The following is a 25,200-nucleotide window of genomic DNA, read 5'->3' on the forward strand; positions in this document are numbered from 1 at the left end:
TAAGTCTGGCTTCCAGCGAATTAGCCGCACTTGACGACTGCGATGCAGTCCAGCGCGATCCAGATTATGAACCGGTTGAGACAATTTCAGTTGCAATGACTGGACTCCTATCGCCGGGCGTGTTTTTTTGCCTGAAATCCACGAGGACATCCGCATGAAAACATCTATTGCCCTGCTCGCATTCGTCACTTTCTCGAGCCCGGTCTTCGCGGCATCCTGCGAGAAAAATTTCACCGTTTCTGGCGTACCGATGGTGACGGCAGTATCCTATAAGTCCTGGCAGGAATTGCCGAAGGCAAAGGCGTCTGACGTCCTTCGAAAGCTAGCCCAGGCCGTTGCAGCAGAAGGTTTCTCCGGCATTCAGGTCAACAAGGCCCTGTCCTCAATCGACGCTCACCAGGAAACAACCGGTAGCGGAAGAATTCAGACGCTGCGTGTTGTTGCCCGCCAGAAGGCTGCCGGCGTCCGGATCGACGTCATGTTCAACATTCAGGCCGGACAGGTCACAGACAAAAACATCGTCCGAAAAGGTATCTGCGACATCATCAGCGGCGTCTGACGCAATGTCGTACGATCAAAGTTCTGGAGATATCAGCGGCACGGTCGGGAAACAGGACCGATGTCCCGTGTCAAGAGCGGAAGGTTTCGAACCCCTGCGTGGCTACCGATAAAAAAGTCGGGTAAAACTCCTGTTCAAAAGCCACCGGCGCAACGGTACCGGGTGAATACCTTCCCCGTCAAAAACAACGCAGAGCGCGGGAAAGAAGTAATTTTAGTCCCGCCTCGTCCACAAATACGTCCAGGCCTTCTATTCGTTCATACCGAACGGCAAGCTCAGAATAGATGACATCGTTGATGAACAATGAACCTGAAACGCTTACGCTTTCGAGCTGCTCAATCGACCAGTCGGCCCACATCTGGTCATTTGTTACCAGGTCAAGCAGGACATTTGTATCGACGAGCGTCACTTGTCACCGCGCGTAAGCGCCATGATAGCATCGGTATCCAGACCTTCTCCGGCATGTCCCCGAAGTTTGGCAAAGCGCGTCGGTGGCTGTTTTTTGTCGGCTCTGACAAGGACGATCCGGCCGTCCGGAGCGCGAACAAAGTCGAGGGAACTCCCAGGAGCAATTCCAAGTAGTTCTCGCACAGCTTTGGGAATGGTGACCTGCCCTTTGGCAGTTACCGCCGTCGTCATCGGGCACTCCTGTAATACCAACGTCGCAGTTGGTATTAATTCCGGGAGCCGATTTCAACCGCACAGGTTGGAAAGCAGTACGTGCCGAAACAGAAGAACAGCGCGTTCGACCGACCGGCGCCTGGCCAGTCATCTATTCCAGGAGCTGCCGTTTGAGTAGAACTTCGAGCCAATCGGCGAAGATCTGCAGTCGCCGCGAAAGATGCTGTCTGTGTGGATAAAGCAATGTCATGGGCATAGGTTCCGCGCGGTGATCCGGCATGATCTCAACCAGTTCCCCCGTCTCCAGATGGACGCGAACGTCATATGCCGGGATCTGGATCAACCCGAGGCCAGCCAGACAACACGCGATGTATGCCTCTGCGCTGTTGACGGTGACACGGCCACGCATCGGCACCGCGCGAAGCGAACCGTGTTCGATCCACTCCCAGTCCTCCACCCGCCCGCTGGAAGGCGACGCATAATTGACCGCCCAATGGTGCCCGAAATCGTCGGGCGTGCGGGGAGTCCCGTGGAGCTTCAGATAGGCCGGGCTGGCGACATTAATGAGTGGCAGTCTACCGATTGGCCGCGCTATCAGGCCCGAATCGCTTAACGCGCCGACCCGCACGACACAATCAACGCTATCTTCCACCAGATTCACTGCGCGATCGGTGACCCCAAGATCGATGTCTATCTGAGGGTAGAGATCAAGGAATTCTGGAAGTGCCGGCGCGATGATCAGACGCCCGATTCGGCCCGGAACATCGATTCTAAGCCTGCCCGACGGTTGCGCCGCCGTCTGCCGAAACAGGTTTTCGGTATCCTCGACGTCGGCGATCACGCGCAGGCAGCGCTCATAGAAGGCGGTACCGTCCTGGGTGGGCGAGACCTTGCGCGTCGTGCGATGAAGCAGGCGAGCGCCCACGCGTCCCTCCAGTTCCAGAACGGCTGCAGAAACAGAGGAGCGCGGCACGCCGAGCGTGTCGGCTGCACGGGTGAAGCTCGAACATTCGACGACGCGGGTAAAAATGCGAAAAAGGTCAACGCGGTCCAAAGGTGGGAGTGTCTCCATTGTGCTGCATTTCTGACAGGTGATGTCAAAATGGTCGCCTTTATCGTGCGATCCTAGTCGATATATTCCTCCAACGAAAGCGGCCGCGATGTGGTCGCAACCGGCAAAGGAGACCCACTCATGACCGACCACAGCATCAAAGGTAAAACCGTCATCATCGCCGGCGGGGCAAAGAATCTCGGCGGACTGATCGCACGCGATCTCGCTCAGCAAGGCGCCAGGGCAATCGCAATCCATTACAACAGCCTGGCGACCAAGGCGGAAGCTGACGCGACAGTAGCTGCAGTCAAAGCGACCGGCGCCGAGGCCGTCGCCCTTCAGGCCGACCTGACGACGGCCGGCGCCATCGAGAAGCTCTTCACCGATGCGGTCGCCGCCGTCGGCAAGCCCGACATCGCCATCAACACCGTCGGCAAGGTTCTCAAGAAACCGATCGTCGAAATTTCCGAAACCGAATATGACGAAATGAGTGCGGTCAACGCGAAGACGGCCTTCTTCTTCATCAAAGAAGCAGGCAAGCATCTTAACGACAATGGCAAGCTGGTGACGCTCGTCACCTCACTGCTTGGTGCCTTCACGCCCTTCTATTCCAGCTATGCCGGCACCAAGGCGCCAGTCGAGCATTTCACGCGCGCAGCGTCGAAGGAATTTGGCGCGCGTGGAATCTCGGTGACGGCGATCGGGCCGGGTCCGATGGACACGCCGTTCTTCTATCCGGCTGAGGGCCAGGACGCCGTCGCTTATCACAAGACCGCCGCGGCACTCTCCGGCTTCTCGAAAACGGGCCTGACTGATATCGAGGACATCGTTCCCTATATCCGCTTCATGGTCTCGGACGGCTGGTGGATGACCGGCCAGACAATCCTCGTCAACGGCGGTTACACCACGAAGTGAGGTCGATGCGACCTGTCCGTCCCGACAGGCCATCGAAGACCCACGCGGGCAACCGTTTGAGACATCAGGCAGCAGGCGACCATTCGATCGCATGTTGTGTCAGCCATTCGGCAGGCAATGTTTCCGAAAGCGCCTCGCGGATGATCCCTGCCAGATGCGCCGTCAAGGGGCTGGTGTCTTTTCCCGCTTGAAAAAGCGCCAGTCCCAGCGACGGCAAATCCGGCAGACCGTGAGATCGTGACTCAAGCTGCCGGATCGATCGTGGTCGCCCAATGGGCGTGCGCAAGGCGATGCCCAGTCCAGCTTCGGTGGCCGCCCAGAGTCCACCGAGGCTCGGGCTGACAAAGGCGATACGCCAGGCGAGGCCCAGCCTGTCGAGATGCTCACACGCGATGGTGCGCATAAGGCAGGGAGCCTCGAGGGCCGCAAGCGGCAGTGGCTCCCGGCCATCTGGTAGCCAGGCAGGCGCACGGTCTGCCGCACCCAGCCAGCACAGCGGTACGGTGGCGATCCGCTCGGTGGTGCCGGATGTCGAGCCATCGTCCCAGGCAAGCGCCAGATCGAGATGACCCGAGGCGATCCTGTCCTTAAGTTCGGAGTTGCGGGCGATCCGTCCTTCGATCCTGACTTTGGGATGGGCACGCGCAAAGCGGCCGAGCACCTGCGGCAGAACGGTTTCGCCAAAATCTTCCTGAAGTCCGAACCTGATCCAGCCCTCGAGTTCCACACCCCGTACGGCGCTCATCGCCTCGTCGTTGAGATCGAGCAGCCGCCGTGCGTAGGACAGAAGCACTTCCCCGCTATCAGTCAGCGTCAGGCCGCGTCCCGACTTGCGTACCAATGTCACGCCAGCCTGCTCTTCAAGCTTCTTCAGTTGTGCACTGATGGCCGAGGTAGACCGGCCGAGCCGGTCGGCAGCCCGGGCAAAAGACCCTGCCTCCATGCCGGCGGCGAAGCTACGAAGGGCATCCATGTCCAGGTTGGTAACACGCATCGAAATCATCCCGCATAACAGGATCATCAGTCCTGAATAATTTGATTTTCAGGACTATTGTGGTATCGGATAATGCGCATGTCAATCACCTTACGGAGACTGCCATGCCCTTCACCCGAGTATCCATGCTGGCGGGAAAATCCTCCCAGTACATTTCCGCTGTTTCCAACAGTCTCGACCGCGCCCTTGTCGAATGCTTCGAAGTGCCGGAAAATGACCGTTTCGTGGTGTTCCACGCCCATCAGCCCGGAGAGCTTGTATTCGACCGCACGTATCGGGGCGGTCCGCGTTCGGATGATTTTATGCTCTTTCACATCACCACTGGAAAGAACCGGTCTGCGGAAATCAAGGCACGATTTTTTCGGCGTCTGGTCGACAATCTGGCCAAAGCACCGGGGGTCAGGCCAGAGGATGTGATGGTCGTAATCGCCAACTCGACATTCGAGGATTGGTCTTTCGCTTCAGGCACCTCAGCCGCCATGCCGTCACAGGAGGATGACCGATGAGCAATCTACCCGAGATGAACACCGCCTGTTCGCCAGCAATGGTTATCGTGCGTGACGGCGTTGGAATAGCGCCCGCGCCGGAGGGTATCGCAAGCGGGCCGTTCCGCGTGCAGATGCTACTTTCAAGCAAGACAGAGGGCGAGATGACGGCGATGCGCGCCTTCGTCAACGCCGGTGTCATCACCCGTTGGCACAGCCACCCGCGTGGTCAGCTCCTGTTCGTGCTGGACGGCGTTGGTCTCGTTCAACGCGACGGCGGCGATGTCATCGAAGTCTGTGCGGGCGACTGCGTCTGGTTTGCCCCAGGCGAGCGCCACTGGCACGGTGCAGGCCCTGCCCGCCCTTTCGGTTATATCAGCGTACAGCCGGTGAAGGACGGAACCGCCGTGCACTGGATGGAAGCGGTCGCGCCCAAGGAGCAATGTTCATGATCGCGATGCAATACAGCTTCATCCTGCCGGCTGACTACGACATGGCGGTCATCGACCGGCGCATCCGTGACAAAGGACCGTTGCTCGACGGTTTTCCACATTTGCGGTTCAAGGCCTATCTCTCTGCCCGCAAGCACGACAGCGGCTTCATAAGCGCGGACAACCTGTACGCGCCGTTCTACCTCTGGGACCAGCCGGAAGGGCTCGACGCGTTTCTGACCGGGCCTGGCTTTGTCGCAGTATCGCGGGATTTCGGATGGCCGAGGGTGCGGACATGGGTGGCCTGGCACGCTGAACTCGGGGCAGAGCTTCGCGAAGCGCGGTTCGCGACCCGCGAGATCATACCAATCCCCCCTCATTCCGATCTGGCGTCCTTGCGAGCCGAGGCCGTCGCTGACGCACAAATGGCGGTCCGCTGTGGCGCACTCGCAGCCATTTCGGCTTTCGATCCGACGGGCTGGACGCTGGTGAAATTCCGGCTGTGGCATCTCCTGCCGGAAGGGCAACTGCCAGGGTCCCGAGACATCCAGACCTATAAGGTAGGGCATATTTCCTTGCCCTGAGGCGAAGTCGAAGCCTGCATGACGCGGGTAGTATTACACCCTCCGGCACAGCGGCATTGGAGAGTGAAGCAGCAATCCCGAGCCTTCATGGTCAAAAAAAAACGCCTTGACTTAGAGTGCACTCCAACCCGTATCTGTTTTTGCGTCGTGACGAGAACAGGTGCTCATGAAGATCGGTGAACTGGCGAAGCGTTCCGGATTGTCGGCCCATACCATCCGCTATTACGAGCGGATCGGGCTGCTTCCCTATGCGGACAGGGACCGATCGAGCCAACGGGACTACGACGCGTCGATCCTGATCTGGATCGAATTCCTCGGTCGTCTGCGAACGACCGGGATGCCGATCCGGGACATGCTGCAGTATGCAGCTTTGCGGGAGCGCGGCGTCGGCACGGAGATGGAGCGACGCGAAATGCTGGAACAGCATCGCGAGCGCGTCCGTGCCCATGTGGTCGAACTGCAAGCCTCTCTTCTCGTCCTCGATACCAAGATCGCCGGCTATGCCGGCCAGGAACAGAGGATGAAGGACTATGACGCAACACTACCAGAGCGTCGGCGAAAGCCGGCTGGAACGCGGACGACGCGCACTCGCTGAAATCGACGGCCAGGCGGGAGAGAAGGTTGTCGCATCGCTGGCGGACATCGCACCGGACTTTGCCACCTATCTGATCGAGTTTCCGTTCGGCGACATCTACAACCGCCCCGGCCTCGACCTGCGCGCCCGCGAGATTGCCACTATTGCCGCCCTGACCGCCATGGGCAACGCGGCCCCGCAATTGAAGGTGCACATCGAGGCTGGCCTGAATGTCGGGTTATCTCGCGACGAAATCATCGAAATCATCATGCAGATGGCCATCTATGCCGGTTTTCCTGCCGCGCTCAACGGCCTGTTTGCCGCAAAAGAAGTCTTTGCGCCCAGGTCCACGACAAAGCAGGAGCGCGCAGCATGATGAGCCTCCTCCATTCCATCGTCATTGGGGGAGCTGTTGTCCTCACGACGGCTTCTGCTGTCCCTCTCATGGCCCCGACGGTAGTCCGCGCCAATCCGCCCACGCCGGACAAACTCTGGGACGGCTTCAGTTCACCCGTCGGCATGGCCTTCGATGCGGCGGGCCATCTCTATGTCGCAGAATGGGGCGCCGGCCGCGTCTTGCGGATCGCGCCGGACGGCACCCGCGCAGTCTTCGCGGACGGGCTTGCCGGCCCCTCGGGTCTCGCAATCGGGCCGGATGGCGCGATCTATGTCGCGTCCTATTCCCGCGGCGAAATCTATCGATTCACCCCCGAGGGCGCGCGCAGTCTGCATGTGACGGGGCTGGCAACGCCTGCCGGCATCGGTTTCGACCGCACCGGCAGGCTGCTGATCGCCAACCGCCGCACGAACGAGATCCTCAGCCTGACCGACAACGGACGGCCCACACCTGTCATCGACAGCCTGCAAACACCTGTGGGCGCGGTGCAGACGCCGGACGGCGGCTACGTCGTTTCCAACATCGGCGGCGGTGTCACGATCGTTCGGCCCGATGGCGCGCGCGTCGAAGCCGGAGCCGCCTTCCGCACGCCCGGACCCGACGTCGCGATGACCCGGGACGGCCGCGTGTTCGTGGTTGATTATGGCGGCACGACAGTTCGGGAAATCCTTCCTGATGGTCGGTCCCGTACCGTGGCGGACGGTATCAAAAGCCCTGTCGGTCTGGTTCTGTCGCCAGATGGGGCATCGCTGCTGACGGCGGCGTGGAGCGACGGGACGATCTATCGGATTCCGATCCCCCAATAGGGGCCGGACCGACGGGACTACGTCAGGAGCCGGGTGCGCTAATGTGTCGGGCCGGTTAGCGCAACTCACGACCGCTGGCAGCGATCGAAGTCCGCAGACAGGGTCCGAGGCGAACCACGGCGCGCTGCGGGTGACACTGGACTTCTGCCCGGGAGCCGTTCCGTCATCCCCGGCTGCTGAGCCGGGGATAGGCCGAGCATGACGGATGGAAAATTCGACCGATCGACGGCCTTACTTCACCGAAGCGGCCGGCCAGTCCATCACCTCGGCCTTGCCACCTGCCAGACGATCCCGGCTGGCGGCAACGATGTCGTGGGGAAAGCCGAGCGGGATGGCGCTGGCTGTATCGAGGCGGGCGATCTGTTCTTCGGTCAGGCGAACATCGAGTGCTGAGAGGTTGTCGTTGAGCTGCTCCCTGGTGCGTGGACCGATGATCGGCAGTGTTGTGCCTTTGGCCAGTACCCAGGCGATGGCGATCTGACCGGCGGGAAGTCCGGTTTCCTCAGCAATCGCCAGAACCGTATCAACAGTTGCCGTCTTGCGATCGTCGCTTTCGCCATGAATAACCGCGCCAAGCCCTTGCGCCCTGCCCGTCTCACCCTTGCGATATTTTCCGGTGAGCAGACCACCGCCAAGCGGCGACCAGCTAACGGTGCCCAGACCGAAGGCATTGGCCATGGGTATAAGTTCACGCTCGACGGTGCGTTCCACGAGACTGTATTCGATCTGCAGCGCCGAAATCGGCGACCAGCCGCGCAGGTCTGCAACGGTCGCAGCGGTGGCGATGCGCCAGGCTGGGAAGTCCGACAGTCCAGAATAGAGGATCTTGCCGGAACGAGCGAGGTCATCAAGGCCACGGACGATTTCGTCGATCGGGGTGACGCCATCCGGCATATGCACCCAGAGAAGATCGATGTGATCGGTGTTCAGGCGCTTCAGGCTGGCTTCCACAGACTGAATCATGGTCTTTCGGCTGTTGCCAGTGTTCTGCAGACCGCTGGTCGGCGCATCACCCAGCGAGAATTTTGTAGCGAGCACGATATCATCCCGTTCGCTGGCGATAAACTCGCCGGTCAGCGTTTCCGACTGGCCGAACTGATACTGGTCGGCCGTATCGATAAAATTGCCGCCAGCGGCGCGGTAACCGTCGAAGATCTGCTTTGCAGTCTCCCGGTCTGCGCCATAGCCCCAACCCGTGCCGAAATTGCCAGTGCCCAGCGCCAGCGACGATACGCGAAGGCCTGTGCGGCCGAAAACCCTATAACGCATGCTCATGTGCTTCATCCTCTAAAAAGGCGGTTCCGCCAGGTTTATTAACTTGAATGACGATCGTCATGTATTGCATTTAAATTACGATCGTCATATATTTTGTCAAGGGCATTTTCAAAAAAGGAGTTGCGGATGCGTCCAACCAGAAAACAGGCAAAGGATAATCGGCAGCGGATTCTCGATACGGCGGCAAAGCTGTTTCGCGAGAATGGCATCCATGCTGTCGGTGTCGATGCCATCATGAAAGGGGCCGGCCTCACCCATGGTGGCTTTTACGGTCACTTCAAATCCAAGAGCAAACTTGCAGAGCAGGCGCTGGCCCATGCGATGCAGACCATGCTGGAGGCCGACGCCCTCAATGGTTCGTTGGACGATTTCGCGAAATCCTATCTTTCACCGGAGCATCGCGCCGCCGCCGGCGCGGGATGTACCGTGGCCGCTCTTGGTCCGGAGCTCGCGAGGCTGCCGGAGGCGGAGCGGGGGCCGGTGACAGACCATATCCGCGGATTGATCGCCCATATGGAGAACTGGCAGACGGACAGTAGTTCCAGACCTGACCGCGCCCGAGCGATCGCGGATGTCGCAAGCTTCGTCGGCGCTCTGGTCATGTCCCGGGCGGTGAACGATCCCGCCTTGTCCGACGAGATTCTGAAGAGCGTGCGTGACCGGGTGACCGGAAAGGCCCGGGACGAACATGTCGCAAATTACCAATGAGGCAAAGCAAGTCTATTTGAGGGTTGATTTTTCAGCTTTGCTGATCTTTGAAGTCCGAAGATAACGCCACTTGCCGCAGATATCATCGATCCGTACCGAACCACAATGCGGGCGCGAACTCGCGCAGCCGCTTCTCGATCATAGGTACATATCCGTGCCCGCGCGCTGCCCGCCGTAGTGATTTTCCAGGCGTACCCACGCGCTTTTCCCCGCACTTCTCTCTGGGATCGGCGCTTAATCCCGGTGAAACCTGTTTGTCTCGACGCATGCCCTTCATGTCCTCGCGGCGGAACCAGATGGCACGTCCGCATCTGAGCGGTGCGTTTCCCTGGGTGAAGACGATCTGTTTGTTGGCCCGCATGCACAGAACTTCGTGTGGCTGGATGAGCAGCCGGGCTCGTTACCCTTGATGCGACGCGCTGTCTCGATCGACGCGCCCAGCAGCAGCGCTCGCTTCTCGTAACGAAGCCCTGCTTTGACGATCAGGGCGCCGAGTTCGATCTTTTCACGCATGTCCTTCTTGTGGGCGTCGGATGTCGCCATGCGCTCAAGCCTCGCCAGCGCTGCCCGCGCCGGCAGCGGGTGTGTCCGGCGTGGTCTGCGCCTGTTTGCTTTTGTCGCGGACGTCCTTTTCCACTCCGATCGTAGCGTCCTGCCCTCCGCGACGCCGTCTGACCACGTCCTCAAAGGCAGACTGCAGTCCCCCTTCCCCGATTTCAATCTCTCCGGCAGATGGCGTTGTTCATCGAAATTGTGACGAAGACTGGGACAAAAGTGGTTCTGGTCGGCGATCTGGAACAGCTTCAGCTGATCGAAGCCGGAGCCGCCATCCGGGCGATCGTCGATCGGATCGGCTATGCCGAACTCGAGACGATCTCGTCAGCGCTAGCAATGGATGCGCGACGCGTCGTTCGATCTGGCGTGAGGCAATGTCGGCGAAGTAGTCGAAGCGCCTCAGATGCTTTTTCATTCTGCAATCTACATTAAAGCGCTCGGCGCGGCCCCTGAACCGGCCGAGCTGCAGCGCTATCAGGACCGGAGGTTTTCGCGCATCCACTCTTCAGCAGTCATGACATTGATGCCATTTCGCTCGTTGAAGCTGTCGCGCTTTGGCCATGCCACCCCTTTGCCTTCAGCAAAGACCGCCAGATATTTCTTGATGTGATTGTCGGGGTCCTGTGCAAGTTCTGACTTGAGCTGCGGAACCGTCCATTCCGTTTTTGTAAATGGACGCCCAAGCACCCGCTGAAGCTTGTCGGCAACCTCGCCATAGGTCACCGTGTCACCAGCAAGGTAGACGATCTCGTTGCGGATCGTCGGTTGAGCAAAGACTACCTCTGCCGTCAAGGCACCGATATCGTCAGGAGTCGATGGTCGTTGGGTGTCATCCATACGTTGGGTGTGTACGGCAGACTACGCCATGCCGATATTGGCCGTAGAATGCACGGCGTTACCCAGAGGATGCTGACACGCACCCTCCGCCAGCTTGAGAGAGATGGGTTGCTGACGCGCTACGATCTTTCGGAGATGCCGCCACGCGTGGAATACGAGCTTACCGAGCTGGGAATGGGCCTTTTAATCCGCATGATCCCGCTTTGGACATGGGTGGTTGAAAATTCGGACCAGTTTCGAAATTCGCGTGATGATTCCGATTCCCGACCGCATGAGAAGCCGTCGTGGCAGACAATTTGAGAGGTGTAATGCCGGCTCCCTTTACTTCGCTCCCTGATTTCCCGTTTGCGCGGGCTCAAGCGCTCATGCGCTCTTCAATAACCCGCCAGTTGACCAGTTTGTCGAGTACCGAACGGATATGCTCTGCCTTGCGATTTTCATAATCGACGTAATATGCGTGTTCCCAGATATCGATACCGAGATAAGCGGGGCGGCCGACAGCGACTGGGTTGTTACCATCCTCGTATCCGATGAGCGCAAGCTTGTTATCCTCGTCGCGCGTAAGCCAGACCCAGCCTGTACCAAATACCGTATCGGAAACATCGACTGCGCGCTTGATGAAGCCATCATAATCGCCGAAAGTCTCGTTTATCCGGTCGCCAAGATCACCCTCCGGCCGGTTCGGCCCGCCCGGAACGAATTGATCCCAATAGGCGACGTGGTTCCAGGCCTGGGCGGCGTTGTTGAAAATTTTTATATCTTCCGCCGCTTCAGATTTGGCGGTCTCTTTGACGATCTCGACTAACTCCATGTCGGCGTAACGGGTGCTGGCGGCCAGTGTATTGAGCTTGTCATAATAGGCTTTATGGTGCTTTCCGTAATGCAAACTTACCGTTTTCTCCGAAATGACGGGCGCCAGATCTGCCTGCGCGAACGGAAGGGCTGGCTGCGTCAACGGCAGAGCGGCATGTGCGACATGCGGACGGGGAAAGACCGTTGCGGCGGCGGTAACAGCACCGGCTGCGAGGATGGTCCGTCTGGTGACATGCATGATTTTCTCCTTTGAATGACGGGTTCGTGGATTAACCCACAACTTCGCCTCAGGTTTCCTCACGCTTAGTTGAAACCAGCCGTATGTGAAAAAGACCCTCCCGGTTGAGAGAGGGCCTTGCGCTCACTACCAACGATAATCGCGGCGGTCTCGCCATTCGCGCTGTTCGCGCCAGTCTCTGCGTTCACGCCATTCTCTGCGTGCTTCACGCTCGCGCCACTCCCGACGGCCGCCCCAATGATCACGCCTGCCCCAGCCGCGCTCATATCTCGGCGGTCCGTTGGGCCGGCAATATCCGCGCGGCGATAGATGAAAGCCGCGTCCGCAGGCATAGTCCACGCTATGAATGTTGGACGCCAGGGGCGTGGACAGTTGACCGACAGGCATGGCGTTCGCGCCGCTGCCGAACAGGGCACCGAGAATTATTCCAGCGCTTAGAATCATCTTACGCATTTCATCTCCCTCCTTTTGGGATGGAGGGATTTAGCGCCCTGGCCGGTGAATTGCAGCTGAATGAACCTTGGTGTTTTCGTGGCAATTTTGCCCAATTGCGGCCCAGATTCATGATGTCTCGATCCAGACCTCCTCACCAGAAGTTTGACCTGACAGGCTTTTTAGCGGGTACGCTTCGCGACGAAGGTGGCATCCTTCGGCTTGCGCCCCCGTGCGGCAGGTTTGGCAGGAACGGTCTTACCATACTCTTCCCACCAGGAGCTCAAAGCCTCCATCGTCGGCCCAAGACCACGCGCCTTTTGCGTCATCTCATATTCGACACGCGGCGGCACCTCGGCAAAAACGGTGCGCGAGACCAAGCCATCCGCTTCCAGCTCACGAAGCTGCGCCGACAACATATGCTGCGTGATGCCGGGAATAGCCTTGCGCAACTCTCCAAAGCGGTAAATCCGCTGGTGCAGCAACCACATGATTTCCAGTTTCCATTTTCCCGACAGCATCGCAAAGGCGCGGCGCATCTCGTTCTGCATCGTGAAATCATTCTCGGCCATTAGTCATATTTTCCATACTTACTGATCGAAATTCATCCTACTTGCGAAAATCCATCATACGCTACAATTTTCAATACAAGCTCTTGGCCGCCGGTGCAACGCAGCACCCGAAAAGAGCCCGGCTTTCGCCCAGTCCCGCCACAACGGTTCGACGATCAAGGATATTTCATGACCGCGATTTACATATACTGGATCAGCACGGCGCTCCTGTCGTTACTGTATCTGTCATCCGCCTTCCTGTACGTGACCAAGCCGGAATTTGTGCGAAACGCACAAGCCGACCTTGGTTATCACGCTGCAAATCTGGTGCCATTCATAATCGCGGTGAAGGTTTTCGGACCCATGGCGATCCTGACGAGGGTCAACGTGCCGCTCAGCGATCTCGCCTATGCGGGCATCTTTTATCACCTGATCCTGTCGGGACTGGCCCATCTCGGTGTGCGCAGTCTGAAAGGTGCGGCGCCCGCAGCGATCGGCCTTTTGTTTCTGGCTGCATCCTTCGCAACACAGAATGACGCACGCGACATGCCGTCGCCCTATGCGCTCGAAGCAATGACGTACCGATAAACCGGAAAATGGAGATGAACATGAAAAGACTTGAGGGCAAGGTTGCCATCGTCACTGGTGCCGGCCGCGGCATCGGCCGCGCCACAGCGAGGCTTTTTGCGGCGGAGGGCGCAAAAGTCGCGGTTCTGTCGCTCACTCCCGCCAATGTGGCGGCCGTCGTGGCCGACATCGAGGCAGCGGGCGGAACGGCGGTGGGCATTGCATCCGACGTCAGCAAGGCCGATCAGATCAAAGCCGCGGTCGATAAGGTCGCCGCAACCTGGGGCGGCATCGATATTCTGGTGAACAACGCTTTCGACCCCTCCGTGGCGCAGTCTTCTGTGCTCGATCTGTCGGTCGATCAGTTGCAGCGCAACTTCGATATGGCTCCCGTCGCCTTCCTGCGGATGATGCAGGCAGTTCATCCGTATCTCAAGGTCAGCGGAGAGGGCCGCGTCATCAATTTCGGCTCGCTGGCTGGCATTGCCGGCCTGTCGCCCTACGCCCCTTACAACATGGCGAAAGAGGCAATCCGGGCGCTGACCCGTAGCGCGGCCCGCGAATGGGGCGTCGACAAGATCACGGTCAACAACATCCTGCCAGTTGCCGATACCTGGGGCGCTGCCGAGGCCAACACGCCGGCGCCCGACAACGCGCTTGCCCGGTTCGGCTCGCCCGAAGAGGATATAGCACCCGTCGCGCTGTTCCTCGCAAGCAGGGATTCCCGGTTCATCACCGGTTACAGCCTCATGCCCGACGGCGGAATGATTATCGACGCCGCGCGTTGAGATGGCCAAAGTTGTCCGCCATCCACTGCACCAGGCGGAGGAAACAGGTTATCCGCCTGGTAAAACAGGAGCAAGGCCCCGGTCTGAAACACTCTATTCGGCGGCCATTGCAGGCACCGGCTTCAGAGGTTCAGCCATGTCTTCGTGGCCGTTTCCCGCCGTTGGCTTGATCCGGAACCATACCGCGTAGAGGGCTGGAAGGAAGAGCAGGATCATCACCGTGCCCGCCGCCGTTCCACCGATCAGCGTGTAGGCCATCGACCCCCAGAACACCGAGTGGGTCAGAGGTATGAATGCCAGGATCGCCGCGAGAGCCGTCAGGATCACAGGTCGTGTCCGCTGCACTGTCGCTTCGATCACGGCATGATAGTCATCGAGCCCTGCTGCCTGATTCTCCTTGATCTGCTCCGTCAGGATCAATGTGTTGCGCATGAGGATACCAGCCAGTCCGATCAGGCCAAGAATGGCGTTGAAGCCGAATGGCTGATTGAACAGCAGCAAGGTCGGAACCACGCCTGCGAGACCAAGCGGTGCGGTCAGCATCACCATGGTCATCGTCGACAGACTGCGAACCTGCAGAATGATGACGATCAGCATGGCGGCAATCATCAGCGGGAACACCTGAGCAAGTGCCGTATTCGCCTTCAGGGACTCCTCGATGTTGCCGCCCATTTCGATACGATATCCAACCGGAAGCGATGCGATGAGCGGCTGGAGAGCCTTCATGACCTGTTGGGAAACCTCCGGAGGCTGGCTCGTCTCGTTGATATCAGACCTGATGGTTATGACAGGAGTGCGGTCGCGACGTTTCAGGATCGGCTCCTCGAACCGGATCTCCGAGTGCCCGAGTTGATCCAGCGGAACCTGACGGCCATCCCTGCTCATCAGCGAGAAGTCGGCAAGCCGTGACGGATCGAGGCGATTTTCACCGGCACTTCGCGCAACGACAGGCACGTTGCGGATGTTGTCGCGCACCTGCGTGACGGTGATGCCGGTGAGTAGCATCTGCAATTGTTGAGCCGCCTCCGAGGGCGAAAGACCGATCAGATTGAGCCGCTCCTGGTCGGGCACAAATCGCAGAACAGGTGTGCGGTTGCCCCAATCCCTGTTGGCCTGGCGGACATCGGGAACGGTCTTCATGAGCGCCAGGGCCTGCTCGGAAATCTTGTAAAGCTCACCCTGATCAGGACCCATGATCCGGAACTCGACCGGGAACGGTGTGTAGGGACCGAACACAAGCTGAGTGACGCGCACCGATGCCTCGGGAACAAGACCCTCGGATATGGCAGCCCTCATGCGGTACTTGAGTTCTTCCCTGGCGTGGGCGTCAGGCGTGAGTACGACGACCTTGGCGAAGGCCGGATCGGGCAATTCCGGTGCCATGGCAAAGAAGAACCGGGGCGCGCCCTGCCCTATATAGGACGTGACGATACTGCTCTCGGGCTGGGTCTGCAGCCAGTCTTCGACCTTCTTGACAGCGGATGTTGTCGCTTCAATGCTCGTGCCTTCGGGCATGCGCACCTCGACCAGGACCTCTGGACGATCTGATGTCGGGAAGAACTGCTGCTTCACGCCGCCCATGCCGACAACCGAAACGGCCATGGAAATGCCGACCACAGCGCAGACCATGAACTTATGGCGGACGGCGAACTCGATGACGGAACGCAGACGACGATAGTTCGGCGTGTCATAGATGGCGTGATGACCGCCCTCGACCGGCTTGATGTTGGGCAACATCTTCACACCGAGATAGGGCGTGAAGGTAACGGCGACGATCCAGGATACGATGAGCGCAAAGCCCACGACCCAGAAGATGTTGCCGGCATATTCGCCTGCGGTCGACTTGGCAAAACCCACGGGCATCAGTCCGATGATCGTGACCAGCGTACCGGACAGCATCGGCGCTGCCGTATGGCTCCAGGCATAGGCGGCCGCCTTGATGCGGTCCATACCCTCTTCCATCTTCACCACCATCACTTCGATGGCAATGATGGCATCATCGACAAGAAGGCCAAGCGCGAGGATCAAAGCGCCAAGCGTAATGCGGTCGAAGAAACGCCCGGTCTCCAGCATGATGAGGAAGACCACCGCAAGGGTGAGTGGCACAGCAAGTGCGACAACAATGCCAACGCGCCAGCCGAGTGCCACCAGACTGACAAACAGAACCACGCCAAGCGCCATCGCGAACTTGAGCATGAACTCACCGACGGCTTCATCGATGTTGACGGCCTGGTCGCTGACCTTGGTCAGCGTCATCCCCAGCGGCAGCGTCTGTGCGATCGCTGCGGACCGGGCCTCAAGCGCCTTGCCGAGATCAAGACCGTTCCATCCAGCCTGCATCACGGCACCCAGCATGATTGTCGGCTCGCCCTCGTGGCGGATGAGGTAGGTTGCGGGATCCTGATAACCGCGACGCACCTCTGCAAGGTCGGAGAGCTTCAGGGTTCGTCCAGCAGCAACAATCGGCGTGTCGGCAATCGCCTGCACACTGTTGTAAGCTCCGTCGAAGCGGATAAAGACCTGTGGTCCTCGTGTGTCGATGGAACCCGCAGGCGTGACCGTGTTCTGTCGCTGCAACGCAGAAGCGATATCCTGCGCGGATATGCCGAGTGTCGCGAGCTTCGCATAGGAGAACTCGACAAAAATCTGCTCCGGACGCTCGCCCACGATGTTGATTTTCTTGACGCCAGGCACGTGCAGGAGATCCTGGCGGATGATTTCCGCTTGCCGAACCAGATCGCGCATCGGCATTCCCTTGGCCTTCAGGGCATAGAGGCCGAAACTCACGTCGGAATACTCATCGTTGACGAACGGTCCGATGACGCCAGGCGGGAGATTGCGGGCTTCATCCCCGAGCTTCTTGCGGGCCTGATAAAATTCTTCCGCGACGGCGCTCGCCGGCGTGTTGTCCTTGAGCGTGACCGTGAGGTAAGCGTAGCCGGGCCGCGTCGTGGTTTCGACGCGGTCGTACCAGGTCAGTTCCTGGAGGCGCTTTTCGAGCGGTTCGGCAACCAGATCCTGCATTTCCCGCGCAGTGGCACCCGGCCAGACCGAGGTGACCGTCAGGGTCTTGATGGTGAAGGATGGATCCTCCGCCCGTCCCAGCTTGACGAAGGCGTAGGCTCCAGCGGCGGCGAGAAGAACGATGAAGAACAGGGTAATGGCGCGTTCGCGAACGGCGATGGCGGAGAGATTGAAGTTCATCAGTTGTTCACCTCCTGGGTCGAGGCAATCCTGACGGCTGCGCCATCGTCGAGAAGATGCGCGCCCAGAGCAACGATCTTCTCTCCGGTTTCAATCCCCGTGACGAAGGCGGTTTCCTCACCGACCCGCCGAACCTTGATCGGGGTGAATTTCACCATGGATGGTGTGCCGTTAACAACCCACACACCCGTGCGGCTACCGTCGTCAAGAATGGCGCCGACTGGTATCGCGACCTCCGACTGGCGGTCGGCATCGAGAATTTTAATCGTCACTGTCGAGCCCAGGGGCGCGGAGGCTGCGCCTCCTTCGAGAACGTACCGGGCTTCGTAGGTCCGGGTTTGAGGATCGGCAGAATCGGATATTTGTCGCAGTCTGGCATTTCCGTTGAGCCCGCCGCTTCCATAGACACTGGCCTGCGCCTCCGATCCAACCTGAGGTCGCAGCGTCTCAGGTAACCAGACGACCGCTTCGCGTGGACCTGCCTGCGCCAGTTGTACGACCGTCTGGCCAGCAGCCACCACCTGTCCGGAATCTCCAAGGGTATTGACGACTGTTCCATCCGAGTCGGCGAGAAGAGTGGTGTAGTTTGCTGCGTTTTCAGCAACCTCCGCATCCGCCTCGGCAGCAGCAAGCTGTGCCGTGGCAGTGTCGAGCGCTGCTTTCGCCTGTTCATAACGCTGAGGAGTGGCAGCCAGCCCATTCTTCACCAGGGCCGCATAGCGCTTTTCGTCCGCCTGCGCCTGAACCAGACCTGCACGTGCTGCGGTAACGGCATTGCGTTTCGCCGTCAGCGCGAGCTGGAGATCGGTTTCATCGATACGCATCAGGGCCTGCCCCTGTCTCACCTGCTGACCGACATCGACCAGCCGCTCGACGATCTTGCCAGGAACCCGAAAGCCGAGGTTGCTCTGCACCCGCGACGCCACCGTGCCGGTGAACGAGCGTTCCGCCGTTTCAGTCTTCTTCGCCTGCGCCACCCGCACCAGCGGCGACACCGTTCGCGGATCTTTAGCCTCCGCTTCGGGTTTGGGCATTTCAGACAGCAGGAAGATGGTGGCGGCTCCAGCCGCTGCCACGAGACCTACGGAAGTCAGTACATGTTTGCGTTTCATTTCAGGTTCTCTTCTTGACCAGCGACCGATATAATTTAGATTGCGATCTAACTCTATTTCGATTATAGATGTCAAATGAAATCTAATTGGAGATCATCATGAGAGTGAGCCGCGCACAGGCCGAGGAAAATAGGGAAACAGTTATCAACGTCGCCAGCCGCCTGTTTCGGGAGCATGGTTTTGACGGAATCGGCCTGAAAGATCTGATGAAGGGTGCCGGCCTCACGCAAGGCGGTTTCTACAAGCAGTTCACCTCGAAGGATGATCTTGCCGCACTGGCATCGAGGCGCGCGATGGAAAGCGCGACACGAAGATGGTCGGAAGCGGCTGCGGATAACTCCGACCCTCTCGAAGCCGTCGTGCAATTTTACCTCTCGCCGGATCATCGCGGTGAAAAGGCAGAAGGCTGCCCATTGGTGGCATTGGGGTCGGATGCGGCGCGACAAAGCGAAGGGGTCAGACGTCCGTTTGAGGACGGAATCCGGGCGCACTTCGAAGTTCTTGATGAACTGATGGACAATCCCGAAAGGTCCGGTCCCAGCGACAAGGCAATGGCGATACTGTCTCTGATGGTCGGCGCCGTCACGATATCGCGCATCATGGAGGATGAGAAGCTGTCGCAGGGCATTCTCGACGCGGCCGCCGGTGAAGTCAGGCGCATCGCGCGCGGCGATGACGCCGCCTGAAGACTATCGACAGGTCCGATGATCCGGAGCCGACAAGGACGTGAGCCACGTTGCCAACCCGGCATGCTGAAGCCCGGGGCACTCAAGGCATCTCAATTTTTACTGTAAAGACAGGTGGAAAAGATTATGCGTCGTATCGTTGTGACAGGAATGGGAACTGTAAGCCCCCTCGGGAAGAATGTCGACATCTCCTGGTCGCGTCTCATCGCGGGCAAAAGCGGCCTTCGTCGGCTGGGCGACGATATCGTCGGGGATCTGCCTTCGAAAGTCGGGGGCGTTGTGCCCACCTTCCTCGAGGATCCGGAAGGCGGCTTCGATCCCGATACGGCCGTCGCTCCGAAGGACCAGCGCAAGGTCGACCGGTTCATCATCTTCGCGCTCGCAGCTGCCGGAGAGGCGCTCGCCCAGGCGGGCTGGAAGCCCACCTCTAACGAAGACCGCCTGCGAACAGCGACGATCATCGCGTCGGGCATCGGCGGCTTTCCAGCAATCACCGAAGCCGTTCGCACCGTCGATCAACGCGGGGTCCGCCGTCTCTCGCCCTTCACCATACCGTCGTTCCTCGTTAATCTCGCGGCCGGACAGGTCTCGATCCGCCATGGCTTCAAAGGCCCGCTCGGTGCGCCGGTGACCGCATGTGCCGCCGGTGTTCAGGCGATCGGCGATGCTGCAAGGCTCATTCGATCCAATGAAGCCGACATTGCGATTTGCGGCGGCACAGAGGCCTGCATGAACATCGTCAGCCTCGGTGGTTTTGCCGCGGCCAGATCGCTATCGACCGACTTCAACGATACGCCGAGCGAGGCATCGCGTCCCTTCGATGTGTCGCGTGACGGGTTCGTCATGGGCGAAGGCGCCGGCATGCTCGTCATAGAGGCGCTGAGCCACGCCCTTGCCCGCGGCGCCACGCCGCTTGCCGAACTCGTCGGATACGGCACGACGGCCGACGCGCATCATATTACCTCCGGCCCCGAAGACGGCAACGGCGCTCGCCGCGCCATGGAAATCGCCATCGCGCAGGCCGGAATAACGCCTCGGGACATCGGTCACCTCAATGCGCACGCCACCTCCACGCCGGTCGGAGATCTCGGCGAGATCAGGGCCATCAAAAGCGTCTTCGGTTCTGACAACGGCGTAGCGGTCAGCGGGACGAAATCCGCAACCGGGCATCTGCTCGGTGCAGCCGGTGGGCTGGAAGCGATCTTCGCGATCCAGGCGCTCAGGAACCAGATCGCACCGCCGACCCTCAACCTCAATACGCCGGATCCGGAAGCCGAAGGTGTCGATTTCGTCGCCAATGACGCGCGCCGTCTCGCAACGGAATACGCAATATCCAACGGTTTCGGCTTCGGCGGGGTCAATGCAAGCGCGATATTCCGGCGCTGGGACGGCGGTAACGCGATATGAACACGACCGGGATGAGACCGGGGAACAGCCGGCAAAATCCACCCTCACTGTTCTTGCATAGCTGCACTGCACAAAATTTGTTTGCGTGCCGCACAAATTTTAGTCATTAAGCCCATAGCTGATGCACGCGATGGTGTCCTCCCAGTTCCATCGCATCAGCTGTTCCCCTCTGGAGGTTTTTAACCTTCATACCTAAGGGCCTCGGTTTTCCGATGGCCCCTTTTTTTTGCCTGCACGGCATCATCAGGCAGACCGCCCCGGCAACCGGACGGCAAATTTCAATTTGGAGACGACAGGCCGACAGCCTGGCATTCGGTATCGGCGCGTTTCATGCAGACTGCTGCTGCGACAGCCCCTGCGAGCAGGACGATGGCGATGCGAGATAATCCCTCCGCTCCGGCGGTATTGAGGATGAAGCCGCCCGCAGCTGCGCCACCGAAAATGGCAACATTCCATGCCGTGACGATCATTGCCTGAGCCACATCGGCCACCGGGCCTGCCGCACGCGCCGATGCGGTCTGGAACAGCGTTGCCGCCCCGCCAAACGCCAGCCCCCAGATAAGCGCGGCACAATAGATGGCCCGGGGCGCGCCGGTTGCGAACACAAATACCAGCGTGGCAATGAGGAACAGGCCGATGCTGACGAAAGTCATTGGTCGCAACCACCTGTCGATCAGGGCTGCCGTGAGGCCAATACTGACCAGTGCGGCTCCGCCAAAGACCAGAAGGATGCTGTCGATTTGGGCAGCCATGCCATGGCCGGTCAGAATGGGCGCGATATAGGTGTAGAGCAGGTTGTGGGCCAGCACGAACAAAAGTGTCACCGCCAGCACCGGCCTTATGCCCGGAACCACAAAGACCTGCGATAATGAAGGCCGCTCCGTTTCACGCTCGCCGGCGAAATCCGGCACCTTCGCAATAATCCAGCCGACCAGCAGCAGGGCAATGACACTGAGCAGCCCGAATGTCAGCCGCCATCCCACAAGCATGCCGACAAAGGTCCCGCCGGGAATGCCGATGGAGAGCGCAAGCGGTGTGCCCGCCATGGCAATTGCCATGGCGCGTCCCGCAAGGTGCGACGGCACCATCCGGACTGCGTAACCCGCGAGCAACGCCCAGAGCAAGCCGGCCGACAGGCCTGCGACGAAACGCGCCGCCATTGCCACAATGAAGCTTCCCGTCAGGGCGGTGACCAGATTGGCGAGCGCGAAACCGACCACGGCCCCAAGCAGAAGCGGCCGTCTGCGCCAGCTTCGGGTAGCGGCCGTCAGCGGGATGGCGGCAAGCAGCGACCCGAGCGCATAGATGCTGATCCATTGTCCGACCTGGGCTTCGCTTACACCCAGCGATGCTCCGATCTGCGGGAGCAGCCCGGCCGGTAGGGCCTCTGTCAGGATCGTGACGAAGCCGGCTACCGCGAGAGCGGACAAGCCCGCAAGTGGCAAAGAAACGCCACGCGTCCTCACGACGGCACCTTAGGCAGCACCAGATCGCCGACGGTATAGGTGTGAAACTCGCTGTTCGACACGGTATCGAGCCGACCGAACTTCTCCAGAAATACCGGATCGGAAAAGAAGATTTCAACGTCGCCGGGATCGGAAATAGCTTCGATATTCACGACGGTCAGACCATCGGTGCTCTTGGCGAGGTTGCTCCACAGAAAGCCGGGCTTCCGCTCCGCGACATAGTGCACGACATCCTGGATCAGCTGGAACGCTTCCTCCTGTTTGCCGGGGTGAACGTGAATTACGTTGACGATGAAAGTCGTTGGCGATGGCTGGGTCGTGAAAGCGGGGATCATGGTCGTCTCCTTGGTTGCGGAGACCCGGATATAACCGAGGGAGTTTCCCGGAAAAACAAGCCTCTATTCCGATGACTAAGGACAAAAGTTCCGCTATCTATTCGCTATGGAAAAATTCGCGGCACTGAACGCCTTCGTGCAATCGGCGGAAACCGGCAGCTTCGTTGCAGCTGGACGGAAGCTCGGCCTCTCGGCTTCGGCAATCGGCAAAGCCGTCGTGCGGCTTGAGCAACGGCTGGATGTGCGGCTGTTTCATCGCAACACCCGCAATATGACACTGACCGAGGAAGGGCGGATTTTCCTCGAGCGCTGTCGCCGCATCTTCGAAGAGGTCGAGGCGGCCGAGGCCGAGCTTGCCCATTCCGCGCGAACGCCAAAAGGCAGACTCCGCATCAGTCTGCCGCTGGTGGGCATGCTGCTGACACCAGTGATGGCAAGTTTCATGCGCAGATGGCCGGAAGTGCAACTCGACCTGGATTTCACTGACCGGCTTGTCGATGTTGTGGAAGAAGGCTTCGACGCGGTCATTCGCACGGGACATCCGTCGGAGAGCCGGCTGATGAGCCGCAATGTGGGGCGGTTTCGACTGAAAATAGTGGCCTCACCAGCCTATCTCGCGCAATACGGTACGCCAGAAGCGCCTGATGATCTGGTGCATCATCAGTGCCTCCTGCAACGTTCTCCGAGTACGGGCAAGCTGCGGTCCTGGCCGTTGGCACGTTCGAAAAATCAGGAGAAGATCATTCTGCCGGAGCGGATGAGCGCGACCGCCGTTGACCCATTGATCGCGTTGGCAGCCGAGGGACTGGGAATAGCCTGCCTGCCGCCATTTGCGATCCGTGCTGAAATCGCTGAGGGTCGCCTCGTGTCCATCCTGGAGGAGTTCGTGGCGGAGACCGATCAGTTCAGCGTCCTGTGGCCGGCCAGCCGCCAGATCACGCCCAGGCTCAGGGCATTCATCGAATTCATGGCCGAACATCTGCAACCACAATAGCGCCGGATGGCCGGCAACGTGCCGGTACCCCAGCATATCTGAAACGAAGTCAGGAACATCTCCACCCACCTGAGGTTAGGACGCACCGCAACCCAACCCCAGGAGGAAACGATGAAGAAATTTCTTATAGGCTCTGCATTTGTGGCTCTTGCGACAACCGCACTGGCCCAGTCCGCCACGGAGAAAACCGGCGTAAACTCGGCGCTCGGAATCGCTCCGAGCGTGGAGGATTTTGTCCGGGAAGTCAGCAGCAGCGACGTTTTCGAGATTGAGTCCAGCAAACTTGCGCTGGAACGCGGCGACGACGCCACCAAGGCATTTGCCCAACAGATGGTAACCGACCATCAGAAAACCAGCACCGAACTCAAGCAGCTCGTAGAGAGCGGCGAAGTCAAGGCAACGCTGGACGGCAAGACAAGCTCTGCCCATCAGGACATGCTCGATGACCTGAAAAAACTTCAGAGCGCCGAGTTTATCGAACAATACAAGGAAGATCAGGTTTCCGTTCACGAAGACGCCGTCGACCTGTTCCAGCGTTATTCCGAAAGCGGGGAAAACCCGGCTCTGAAAGCCTGGGCGGCCAAAACACTGCCTGCCCTTCAGCATCACCTGAAAGCCGCCGAAGACCTCGAAAAGAAATAGTCGGCCAAGAGCCTCCTCGGTTCGGCGAGGAGGCTCTACTTTGAAAAAAGTGATGCCGGCATGGCGTGACTATTTCGATTTGCCGAACTCTTTGCGCAATTCGTCTTTTGCGTCCTCAAGCGTCGCCTTGCGTTTGTCCGGGAGACCGCGTCCGGCCCGGTTGATGTAGAACACGAGCATCGACATCGCCGAGCGGAAAGGATTGGCCTTGCGCCTCGTGGACTGTTCTGCGGAGGCTTTCAGCGAGCGGGCGATCTGCGTCGGGTCCTTCTTCGTAAAGACATCTTTCTCCAGATCGAGTGCGTCGCTTTCCTCGGTCACACGTTGCGACCACTTCTTTTTCTTCTTGCCTTTTTTCATCGAATTTCTCCCAGCGGAGCGTCACTTCCGCTCCGGATCATGCGTGTGATGGCTGTCACGCTCACCTCCACCTCCGGAAACCTTGCTTTTCGACCGTTTATCACTATCTGCCGGGGGCTTCTTGATCTCCAGCGGCGCCTTGGCGTTTTCATGTGAAGCGCCGGGTCCGCCCTGGCGGATACTGGCCGGTGTCTTCGTCGAGGTCGACATTTCTTCCTCCTGTCGTTCGTATGACGGGTTGCTCACGTCCCGCCCTATTGGTCGTCCCTGGTTTTCATCGCGTCGGAGACGCGTTTTTTCCTGGGATCGCGCAGGTTTTCGCCCACGGCATCCCTGTCATGTTCGGGATCGTCCTTGGGCTTCATGTAGCCGCGCGGCCGGTTTTCAGCGGGGCCTTCCCAGCGTGGAGACTGCTCCGTGGTTCCGGGCGCGCCGTCCTTTGGTGAATTGTTGGCCATTCTTTCCTCCGAGTTCACTGTCGGTGGGTCCCAACTGCTTTGCCTCGGGAATGTTCCGTAAAACACGGCAAACCGCCGGCAGGAATTTTTCGAAACAATTCCACCGGGTCGCAGTTAGGCGATTTTGACAGACAAAACTGGTGGAGCAGGACGATGACGGACAAACCTCACGAACCCGATCGCATCTCCCGGATCGCGTACGAACAACAGCGGGACTACCTGAAGCGTTCGTCCCTTCAATTTCTCGAATGCGCCATTCATCTATGTGCGACGAATATGAGCATTTCAGAACTTGCCGGGCGGCTGGAAAAACAGGCGCAGATTTTGCGTGAGTTCGGTTAGCCACGAGAGCGGG

Annotated in this window: 32 protein-coding genes and 5 pseudogenes; 18 read left to right on the forward strand and 19 right to left on the reverse strand. The window is 59.3% G+C overall.

The features are described from left to right. Positions 1–154 precede the first annotated feature (154 nt). Positions 155–559: a hypothetical protein gene (locus tag QSK43_RS16740; RefSeq protein WP_045021250.1), complete on the forward strand. Its 405-nt coding sequence runs from the start codon at positions 155–157 to the stop codon at positions 557–559. Between the two features lie 15 nt (positions 560–574). Here QSK43_RS16740 and QSK43_RS16745 read toward each other — a convergent pair. From QSK43_RS16745 to QSK43_RS16755, 3 genes and pseudogenes are all read right to left on the reverse strand, one after another. Continuing rightward, positions 575–968: pseudogene (locus tag QSK43_RS16745) on the reverse strand (type II toxin-antitoxin system VapC family toxin). Further along, positions 965–1,198, reverse strand: coding sequence for an AbrB/MazE/SpoVT family DNA-binding domain-containing protein (locus QSK43_RS16750; RefSeq protein WP_332304389.1), 234 nt, complete (start codon positions 1,196–1,198; stop codon positions 965–967). The pseudogene QSK43_RS16745 and the gene QSK43_RS16750 overlap by 4 nt, the downstream one beginning before the upstream one ends. A 133-nt stretch (positions 1,199–1,331) precedes the next feature. Beyond that, complete coding sequence (locus QSK43_RS16755; protein WP_332304390.1) at positions 1,332–2,234, reverse strand: LysR family transcriptional regulator; 903 nt, start codon at positions 2,232–2,234, stop codon at positions 1,332–1,334. Positions 2,235–2,372: 138 nt separating this feature from the next. Between QSK43_RS16755 and QSK43_RS16760 the strand changes: the two genes are divergently transcribed. Then, entirely contained in the window at positions 2,373–3,146 is a 774-nt protein-coding gene (locus QSK43_RS16760; protein ID WP_332304391.1) for an SDR family oxidoreductase, read from the forward strand. 64 nt (positions 3,147–3,210) lie between these two features. Here QSK43_RS16760 and QSK43_RS16765 read toward each other — a convergent pair whose 3' ends face one another. Beyond that, a complete protein-coding gene (locus QSK43_RS16765) occupies positions 3,211–4,140 on the reverse strand; it encodes a LysR substrate-binding domain-containing protein (RefSeq protein WP_332304392.1) in 930 nt (309 codons plus the stop codon). A 104-nt stretch (positions 4,141–4,244) separates the two neighbouring features. On the opposite strand from QSK43_RS16765, the gene QSK43_RS16770 reads away from it, so the two are divergent. The 6 genes from QSK43_RS16770 to QSK43_RS16795 all read left to right on the forward strand — a co-directional run bounded on the left by QSK43_RS16770 (position 4,245) and on the right by QSK43_RS16795 (position 7,417). Next, on the forward strand, positions 4,245–4,646 hold the full coding sequence (locus QSK43_RS16770) for a tautomerase family protein (protein WP_332304393.1): 402 nt from the start codon (positions 4,245–4,247) through the stop codon (positions 4,644–4,646). Beyond that, positions 4,643–5,077, forward strand: coding sequence for a cupin domain-containing protein (locus tag QSK43_RS16775; protein WP_332304394.1), 435 nt, complete (start codon positions 4,643–4,645; stop codon positions 5,075–5,077). Before QSK43_RS16770 ends, QSK43_RS16775 begins: the two co-directional genes overlap by 4 nt. Then, positions 5,074–5,640, forward strand: coding sequence for a DUF4865 family protein (locus tag QSK43_RS16780; protein ID WP_332304395.1), 567 nt, complete (start codon positions 5,074–5,076; stop codon positions 5,638–5,640). Before QSK43_RS16775 ends, QSK43_RS16780 begins: the two co-directional genes overlap by 4 nt. A 166-nt stretch (positions 5,641–5,806) precedes the next feature. Then, positions 5,807–6,235, forward strand: coding sequence for a MerR family transcriptional regulator (locus QSK43_RS16785; RefSeq protein WP_332304396.1), 429 nt, complete (start codon positions 5,807–5,809; stop codon positions 6,233–6,235). After that, the gene (locus QSK43_RS16790) at positions 6,171–6,590 is read left to right on the forward strand and encodes a carboxymuconolactone decarboxylase family protein (RefSeq protein ID WP_332304397.1); all 420 of its coding nucleotides are present in this window, start codon (positions 6,171–6,173) and stop codon (positions 6,588–6,590) included. The genes QSK43_RS16785 and QSK43_RS16790 overlap by 65 nt, the downstream gene beginning before the upstream one ends. After that, positions 6,587–7,417 carry an NHL repeat-containing protein gene (locus QSK43_RS16795; RefSeq protein WP_332304398.1) on the forward strand — a complete coding sequence of 277 codons (831 nt, stop codon included), beginning with the start codon at positions 6,587–6,589 and terminating at the stop codon, positions 7,415–7,417. Before QSK43_RS16790 ends, QSK43_RS16795 begins: the two co-directional genes overlap by 4 nt. 231 nt (positions 7,418–7,648) lie before the next feature. On the opposite strand, the gene QSK43_RS16800 is transcribed toward QSK43_RS16795, so the two are convergent. Continuing rightward, the gene (locus QSK43_RS16800; protein ID WP_442967851.1) at positions 7,649–8,686 is read right to left on the reverse strand and encodes an aldo/keto reductase; all 1,038 of its coding nucleotides are present in this window, start codon (positions 8,684–8,686) and stop codon (positions 7,649–7,651) included. A gap of 132 nt (positions 8,687–8,818) precedes the next feature. Between QSK43_RS16800 and QSK43_RS16805 the strand changes: the two genes are divergently transcribed. Beyond that, positions 8,819–9,400 carry a TetR/AcrR family transcriptional regulator gene (locus QSK43_RS16805; RefSeq protein WP_332304400.1) on the forward strand — a complete coding sequence of 194 codons (582 nt, stop codon included), beginning with the start codon at positions 8,819–8,821 and terminating at the stop codon, positions 9,398–9,400. Positions 9,401–9,457: 57 nt separating this feature from the next. Here the strand turns inward: QSK43_RS16805 and QSK43_RS16810 are convergent. From QSK43_RS16810 to traD, 3 pseudogenes are all read right to left on the reverse strand, one after another. Further along, positions 9,458–9,551: pseudogene (locus tag QSK43_RS16810) on the reverse strand (IS6 family transposase); the annotation flags it as partial. A gap of 83 nt (positions 9,552–9,634) precedes the next feature. Continuing rightward, a pseudogene (locus QSK43_RS16815) lies at positions 9,635–9,797 on the reverse strand (type IV secretory system conjugative DNA transfer family protein); the annotation flags it as partial. Continuing rightward, positions 9,797–9,943, reverse strand: a pseudogene (gene traD / locus QSK43_RS16820) (conjugal transfer protein TraD); the annotation flags it as partial. The pseudogenes QSK43_RS16815 and traD, both read right to left, overlap by 1 nt. Before the next feature lie 177 nt (positions 9,944–10,120). Here traD and QSK43_RS16825 point away from each other — a divergent pair. Continuing rightward, positions 10,121–10,322: pseudogene (locus tag QSK43_RS16825) on the forward strand (AAA family ATPase); the annotation flags it as partial. 107 nt (positions 10,323–10,429) lie between these two features. Here QSK43_RS16825 and QSK43_RS16830 read toward each other — a convergent pair. Next, positions 10,430–10,792, reverse strand: coding sequence for a hypothetical protein (locus tag QSK43_RS16830; RefSeq protein WP_332304401.1), 363 nt, complete (start codon positions 10,790–10,792; stop codon positions 10,430–10,432). Between the two features lie 9 nt (positions 10,793–10,801). Here QSK43_RS16830 and QSK43_RS16835 point away from each other — a divergent pair, with 9 nt between their 5' ends. Continuing rightward, entirely contained in the window at positions 10,802–11,092 is a 291-nt protein-coding gene (locus tag QSK43_RS16835; RefSeq protein WP_332304563.1) for a winged helix-turn-helix transcriptional regulator, read from the forward strand. A 55-nt stretch (positions 11,093–11,147) separates the two neighbouring features. On the opposite strand, the gene QSK43_RS16840 is transcribed toward QSK43_RS16835, so the two are convergent. The 3 genes from QSK43_RS16840 to QSK43_RS16850 form a co-directional block, all read right to left on the reverse strand. Beyond that, positions 11,148–11,843: a superoxide dismutase gene (locus tag QSK43_RS16840; RefSeq protein WP_332304402.1), complete on the reverse strand. Its 696-nt coding sequence runs from the start codon at positions 11,841–11,843 to the stop codon at positions 11,148–11,150. Positions 11,844–11,969: 126 nt separating this feature from the next. Then, positions 11,970–12,296 carry a GCG_CRPN prefix-to-repeats domain-containing protein gene (locus QSK43_RS16845; RefSeq protein WP_332304403.1) on the reverse strand — a complete coding sequence of 109 codons (327 nt, stop codon included), beginning with the start codon at positions 12,294–12,296 and terminating at the stop codon, positions 11,970–11,972. A 161-nt stretch (positions 12,297–12,457) separates the two neighbouring features. After that, positions 12,458–12,847 carry a winged helix-turn-helix transcriptional regulator gene (locus QSK43_RS16850; protein WP_332304404.1) on the reverse strand — a complete coding sequence of 130 codons (390 nt, stop codon included), beginning with the start codon at positions 12,845–12,847 and terminating at the stop codon, positions 12,458–12,460. A gap of 168 nt (positions 12,848–13,015) precedes the next feature. Between QSK43_RS16850 and QSK43_RS16855 the strand changes: the two genes are divergently transcribed. Together QSK43_RS16855 and QSK43_RS16860 are read left to right on the forward strand one after the other, a co-directional pair. Next, positions 13,016–13,414 (forward strand): DoxX family protein, encoded by a 399-nt coding sequence (locus QSK43_RS16855; RefSeq protein ID WP_332304405.1) that lies wholly within the window; start codon positions 13,016–13,018, stop codon positions 13,412–13,414. 20 nt (positions 13,415–13,434) lie between these two features. Beyond that, positions 13,435–14,181 (forward strand): SDR family NAD(P)-dependent oxidoreductase, encoded by a 747-nt coding sequence (locus QSK43_RS16860; RefSeq protein WP_332304406.1) that lies wholly within the window; start codon positions 13,435–13,437, stop codon positions 14,179–14,181. 93 nt (positions 14,182–14,274) lie between these two features. Here QSK43_RS16860 and QSK43_RS16865 read toward each other — a convergent pair whose 3' ends face one another. Continuing rightward, positions 14,275–17,385, reverse strand: coding sequence for an efflux RND transporter permease subunit (locus QSK43_RS16865; protein ID WP_332304407.1), 3,111 nt, complete (start codon positions 17,383–17,385; stop codon positions 14,275–14,277). Continuing rightward, on the reverse strand, positions 17,385–18,497 hold the full coding sequence (locus QSK43_RS16870; protein WP_332304408.1) for an efflux RND transporter periplasmic adaptor subunit: 1,113 nt from the start codon (positions 18,495–18,497) through the stop codon (positions 17,385–17,387). The genes QSK43_RS16865 and QSK43_RS16870 overlap by 1 nt, the downstream gene beginning before the upstream one ends. Before the next feature lie 98 nt (positions 18,498–18,595). Here QSK43_RS16870 and QSK43_RS16875 point away from each other — a divergent pair, with 98 nt between their 5' ends. Next, positions 18,596–19,183, forward strand: a complete 588-nt coding sequence (locus QSK43_RS16875) for a TetR/AcrR family transcriptional regulator (RefSeq protein WP_332304409.1) — start codon at positions 18,596–18,598, stop codon at positions 19,181–19,183. 126 nt (positions 19,184–19,309) lie between these two features. Then, complete coding sequence (gene fabF / locus QSK43_RS16880) at positions 19,310–20,590, forward strand: beta-ketoacyl-ACP synthase II (protein WP_332304410.1); 1,281 nt, start codon at positions 19,310–19,312, stop codon at positions 20,588–20,590. Between the two features lie 278 nt (positions 20,591–20,868). Here the strand turns inward: fabF and QSK43_RS16885 are convergent, their stop codons facing one another. Then, entirely contained in the window at positions 20,869–22,056 is a 1,188-nt protein-coding gene (locus QSK43_RS16885) for an MFS transporter (protein WP_332304411.1), read from the reverse strand. After that, positions 22,053–22,391 carry an antibiotic biosynthesis monooxygenase gene (locus tag QSK43_RS16890; protein WP_332304412.1) on the reverse strand — a complete coding sequence of 113 codons (339 nt, stop codon included), beginning with the start codon at positions 22,389–22,391 and terminating at the stop codon, positions 22,053–22,055. Before QSK43_RS16890 ends, QSK43_RS16885 begins: the two co-directional genes overlap by 4 nt. 106 nt (positions 22,392–22,497) lie before the next feature. Between QSK43_RS16890 and QSK43_RS16895 the strand changes: the two genes are divergently transcribed. Together QSK43_RS16895 and QSK43_RS16900 are read left to right on the forward strand one after the other, a co-directional pair. Beyond that, a complete protein-coding gene (locus tag QSK43_RS16895) occupies positions 22,498–23,385 on the forward strand; it encodes a LysR family transcriptional regulator (protein WP_332304413.1) in 888 nt (295 codons plus the stop codon). 111 nt (positions 23,386–23,496) lie between these two features. Then, a complete protein-coding gene (locus QSK43_RS16900) occupies positions 23,497–24,027 on the forward strand; it encodes a DUF4142 domain-containing protein (protein WP_332304414.1) in 531 nt (176 codons plus the stop codon). Positions 24,028–24,096: 69 nt separating this feature from the next. On the opposite strand, the gene QSK43_RS16905 is transcribed toward QSK43_RS16900, so the two are convergent. Genes QSK43_RS16905 through QSK43_RS16915 form a run of 3 tightly spaced genes read right to left on the reverse strand, consistent with a single transcriptional unit; the run spans position 24,097 to position 24,845 of the window. Next, positions 24,097–24,387 (reverse strand): DUF3175 domain-containing protein, encoded by a 291-nt coding sequence (locus QSK43_RS16905; protein WP_332304415.1) that lies wholly within the window; start codon positions 24,385–24,387, stop codon positions 24,097–24,099. A 21-nt stretch (positions 24,388–24,408) separates the two neighbouring features. Further along, complete coding sequence (locus QSK43_RS16910) at positions 24,409–24,597, reverse strand: hypothetical protein (protein WP_332304416.1); 189 nt, start codon at positions 24,595–24,597, stop codon at positions 24,409–24,411. A 44-nt stretch (positions 24,598–24,641) separates the two neighbouring features. Further along, positions 24,642–24,845 (reverse strand): hypothetical protein, encoded by a 204-nt coding sequence (locus tag QSK43_RS16915; RefSeq protein WP_332304417.1) that lies wholly within the window; start codon positions 24,843–24,845, stop codon positions 24,642–24,644. 153 nt (positions 24,846–24,998) lie between these two features. Here QSK43_RS16915 and QSK43_RS16920 point away from each other — a divergent pair, with 153 nt between their 5' ends. Then, positions 24,999–25,187: a hypothetical protein gene (locus tag QSK43_RS16920; RefSeq protein ID WP_332304418.1), complete on the forward strand. Its 189-nt coding sequence runs from the start codon at positions 24,999–25,001 to the stop codon at positions 25,185–25,187. The last annotated feature ends 13 nt before the right edge of the window (positions 25,188–25,200 follow it).

This window comes from Rhizobium sp. GR12 (genome assembly GCF_036596185.1).
GTDB lineage: Bacteria > Pseudomonadota > Alphaproteobacteria > Rhizobiales > Rhizobiaceae > Agrobacterium > Agrobacterium nepotum.

Coding starts and splice junctions, on each gene's coding strand:
- QSK43_RS16875 (WP_332304409.1), top strand. CDS start 18,596: ATGAGAGTGAGCCGCGCACAGGCCGAGGAAAATAGGGAAACAGTTATC.
- QSK43_RS16910 (WP_332304416.1), bottom strand. CDS start 24,597: ATGTCGACCTCGACGAAGACACCGGCCAGTATCCGCCAGGGCGGACCC.
- QSK43_RS16840 (WP_332304402.1), bottom strand. CDS start 11,843: ATGCATGTCACCAGACGGACCATCCTCGCAGCCGGTGCTGTTACCGCC.
- QSK43_RS16760 (WP_332304391.1), top strand. CDS start 2,373: ATGACCGACCACAGCATCAAAGGTAAAACCGTCATCATCGCCGGCGGG.
- QSK43_RS16780 (WP_332304395.1), top strand. CDS start 5,074: ATGATCGCGATGCAATACAGCTTCATCCTGCCGGCTGACTACGACATG.
- QSK43_RS16855 (WP_332304405.1), top strand. CDS start 13,016: ATGACCGCGATTTACATATACTGGATCAGCACGGCGCTCCTGTCGTTA.
- QSK43_RS16765 (WP_332304392.1), bottom strand. CDS start 4,140: ATGCGTGTTACCAACCTGGACATGGATGCCCTTCGTAGCTTCGCCGCC.
- QSK43_RS16775 (WP_332304394.1), top strand. CDS start 4,643: ATGAGCAATCTACCCGAGATGAACACCGCCTGTTCGCCAGCAATGGTT.
- fabF (WP_332304410.1), top strand. CDS start 19,310: ATGCGTCGTATCGTTGTGACAGGAATGGGAACTGTAAGCCCCCTCGGG.
- QSK43_RS16905 (WP_332304415.1), bottom strand. CDS start 24,387: ATGAAAAAAGGCAAGAAGAAAAAGAAGTGGTCGCAACGTGTGACCGAG.
- QSK43_RS16920 (WP_332304418.1), top strand. CDS start 24,999: ATGACGGACAAACCTCACGAACCCGATCGCATCTCCCGGATCGCGTAC.
- QSK43_RS16865 (WP_332304407.1), bottom strand. CDS start 17,385: ATGAACTTCAATCTCTCCGCCATCGCCGTTCGCGAACGCGCCATTACC.
- QSK43_RS16770 (WP_332304393.1), top strand. CDS start 4,245: ATGCCCTTCACCCGAGTATCCATGCTGGCGGGAAAATCCTCCCAGTAC.
- QSK43_RS16860 (WP_332304406.1), top strand. CDS start 13,435: ATGAAAAGACTTGAGGGCAAGGTTGCCATCGTCACTGGTGCCGGCCGC.
- QSK43_RS16740 (WP_045021250.1), top strand. CDS start 155: ATGAAAACATCTATTGCCCTGCTCGCATTCGTCACTTTCTCGAGCCCG.
- QSK43_RS16790 (WP_332304397.1), top strand. CDS start 6,171: ATGACGCAACACTACCAGAGCGTCGGCGAAAGCCGGCTGGAACGCGGA.
- QSK43_RS16830 (WP_332304401.1), bottom strand. CDS start 10,792: ATGGATGACACCCAACGACCATCGACTCCTGACGATATCGGTGCCTTG.
- QSK43_RS16900 (WP_332304414.1), top strand. CDS start 23,497: ATGAAGAAATTTCTTATAGGCTCTGCATTTGTGGCTCTTGCGACAACC.
- QSK43_RS16870 (WP_332304408.1), bottom strand. CDS start 18,497: ATGAAACGCAAACATGTACTGACTTCCGTAGGTCTCGTGGCAGCGGCT.
- QSK43_RS16890 (WP_332304412.1), bottom strand. CDS start 22,391: ATGATCCCCGCTTTCACGACCCAGCCATCGCCAACGACTTTCATCGTC.
- QSK43_RS16795 (WP_332304398.1), top strand. CDS start 6,587: ATGATGAGCCTCCTCCATTCCATCGTCATTGGGGGAGCTGTTGTCCTC.
- QSK43_RS16895 (WP_332304413.1), top strand. CDS start 22,498: ATGGAAAAATTCGCGGCACTGAACGCCTTCGTGCAATCGGCGGAAACC.
- QSK43_RS16750 (WP_332304389.1), bottom strand. CDS start 1,198: ATGACGACGGCGGTAACTGCCAAAGGGCAGGTCACCATTCCCAAAGCT.
- QSK43_RS16805 (WP_332304400.1), top strand. CDS start 8,819: ATGCGTCCAACCAGAAAACAGGCAAAGGATAATCGGCAGCGGATTCTC.
- QSK43_RS16845 (WP_332304403.1), bottom strand. CDS start 12,296: ATGCGTAAGATGATTCTAAGCGCTGGAATAATTCTCGGTGCCCTGTTC.
- QSK43_RS16915 (WP_332304417.1), bottom strand. CDS start 24,845: ATGGCCAACAATTCACCAAAGGACGGCGCGCCCGGAACCACGGAGCAG.
- QSK43_RS16785 (WP_332304396.1), top strand. CDS start 5,807: ATGAAGATCGGTGAACTGGCGAAGCGTTCCGGATTGTCGGCCCATACC.
- QSK43_RS16800 (WP_442967851.1), bottom strand. CDS start 8,686: ATGCGTTATAGGGTTTTCGGCCGCACAGGCCTTCGCGTATCGTCGCTG.
- QSK43_RS16850 (WP_332304404.1), bottom strand. CDS start 12,847: ATGGCCGAGAATGATTTCACGATGCAGAACGAGATGCGCCGCGCCTTT.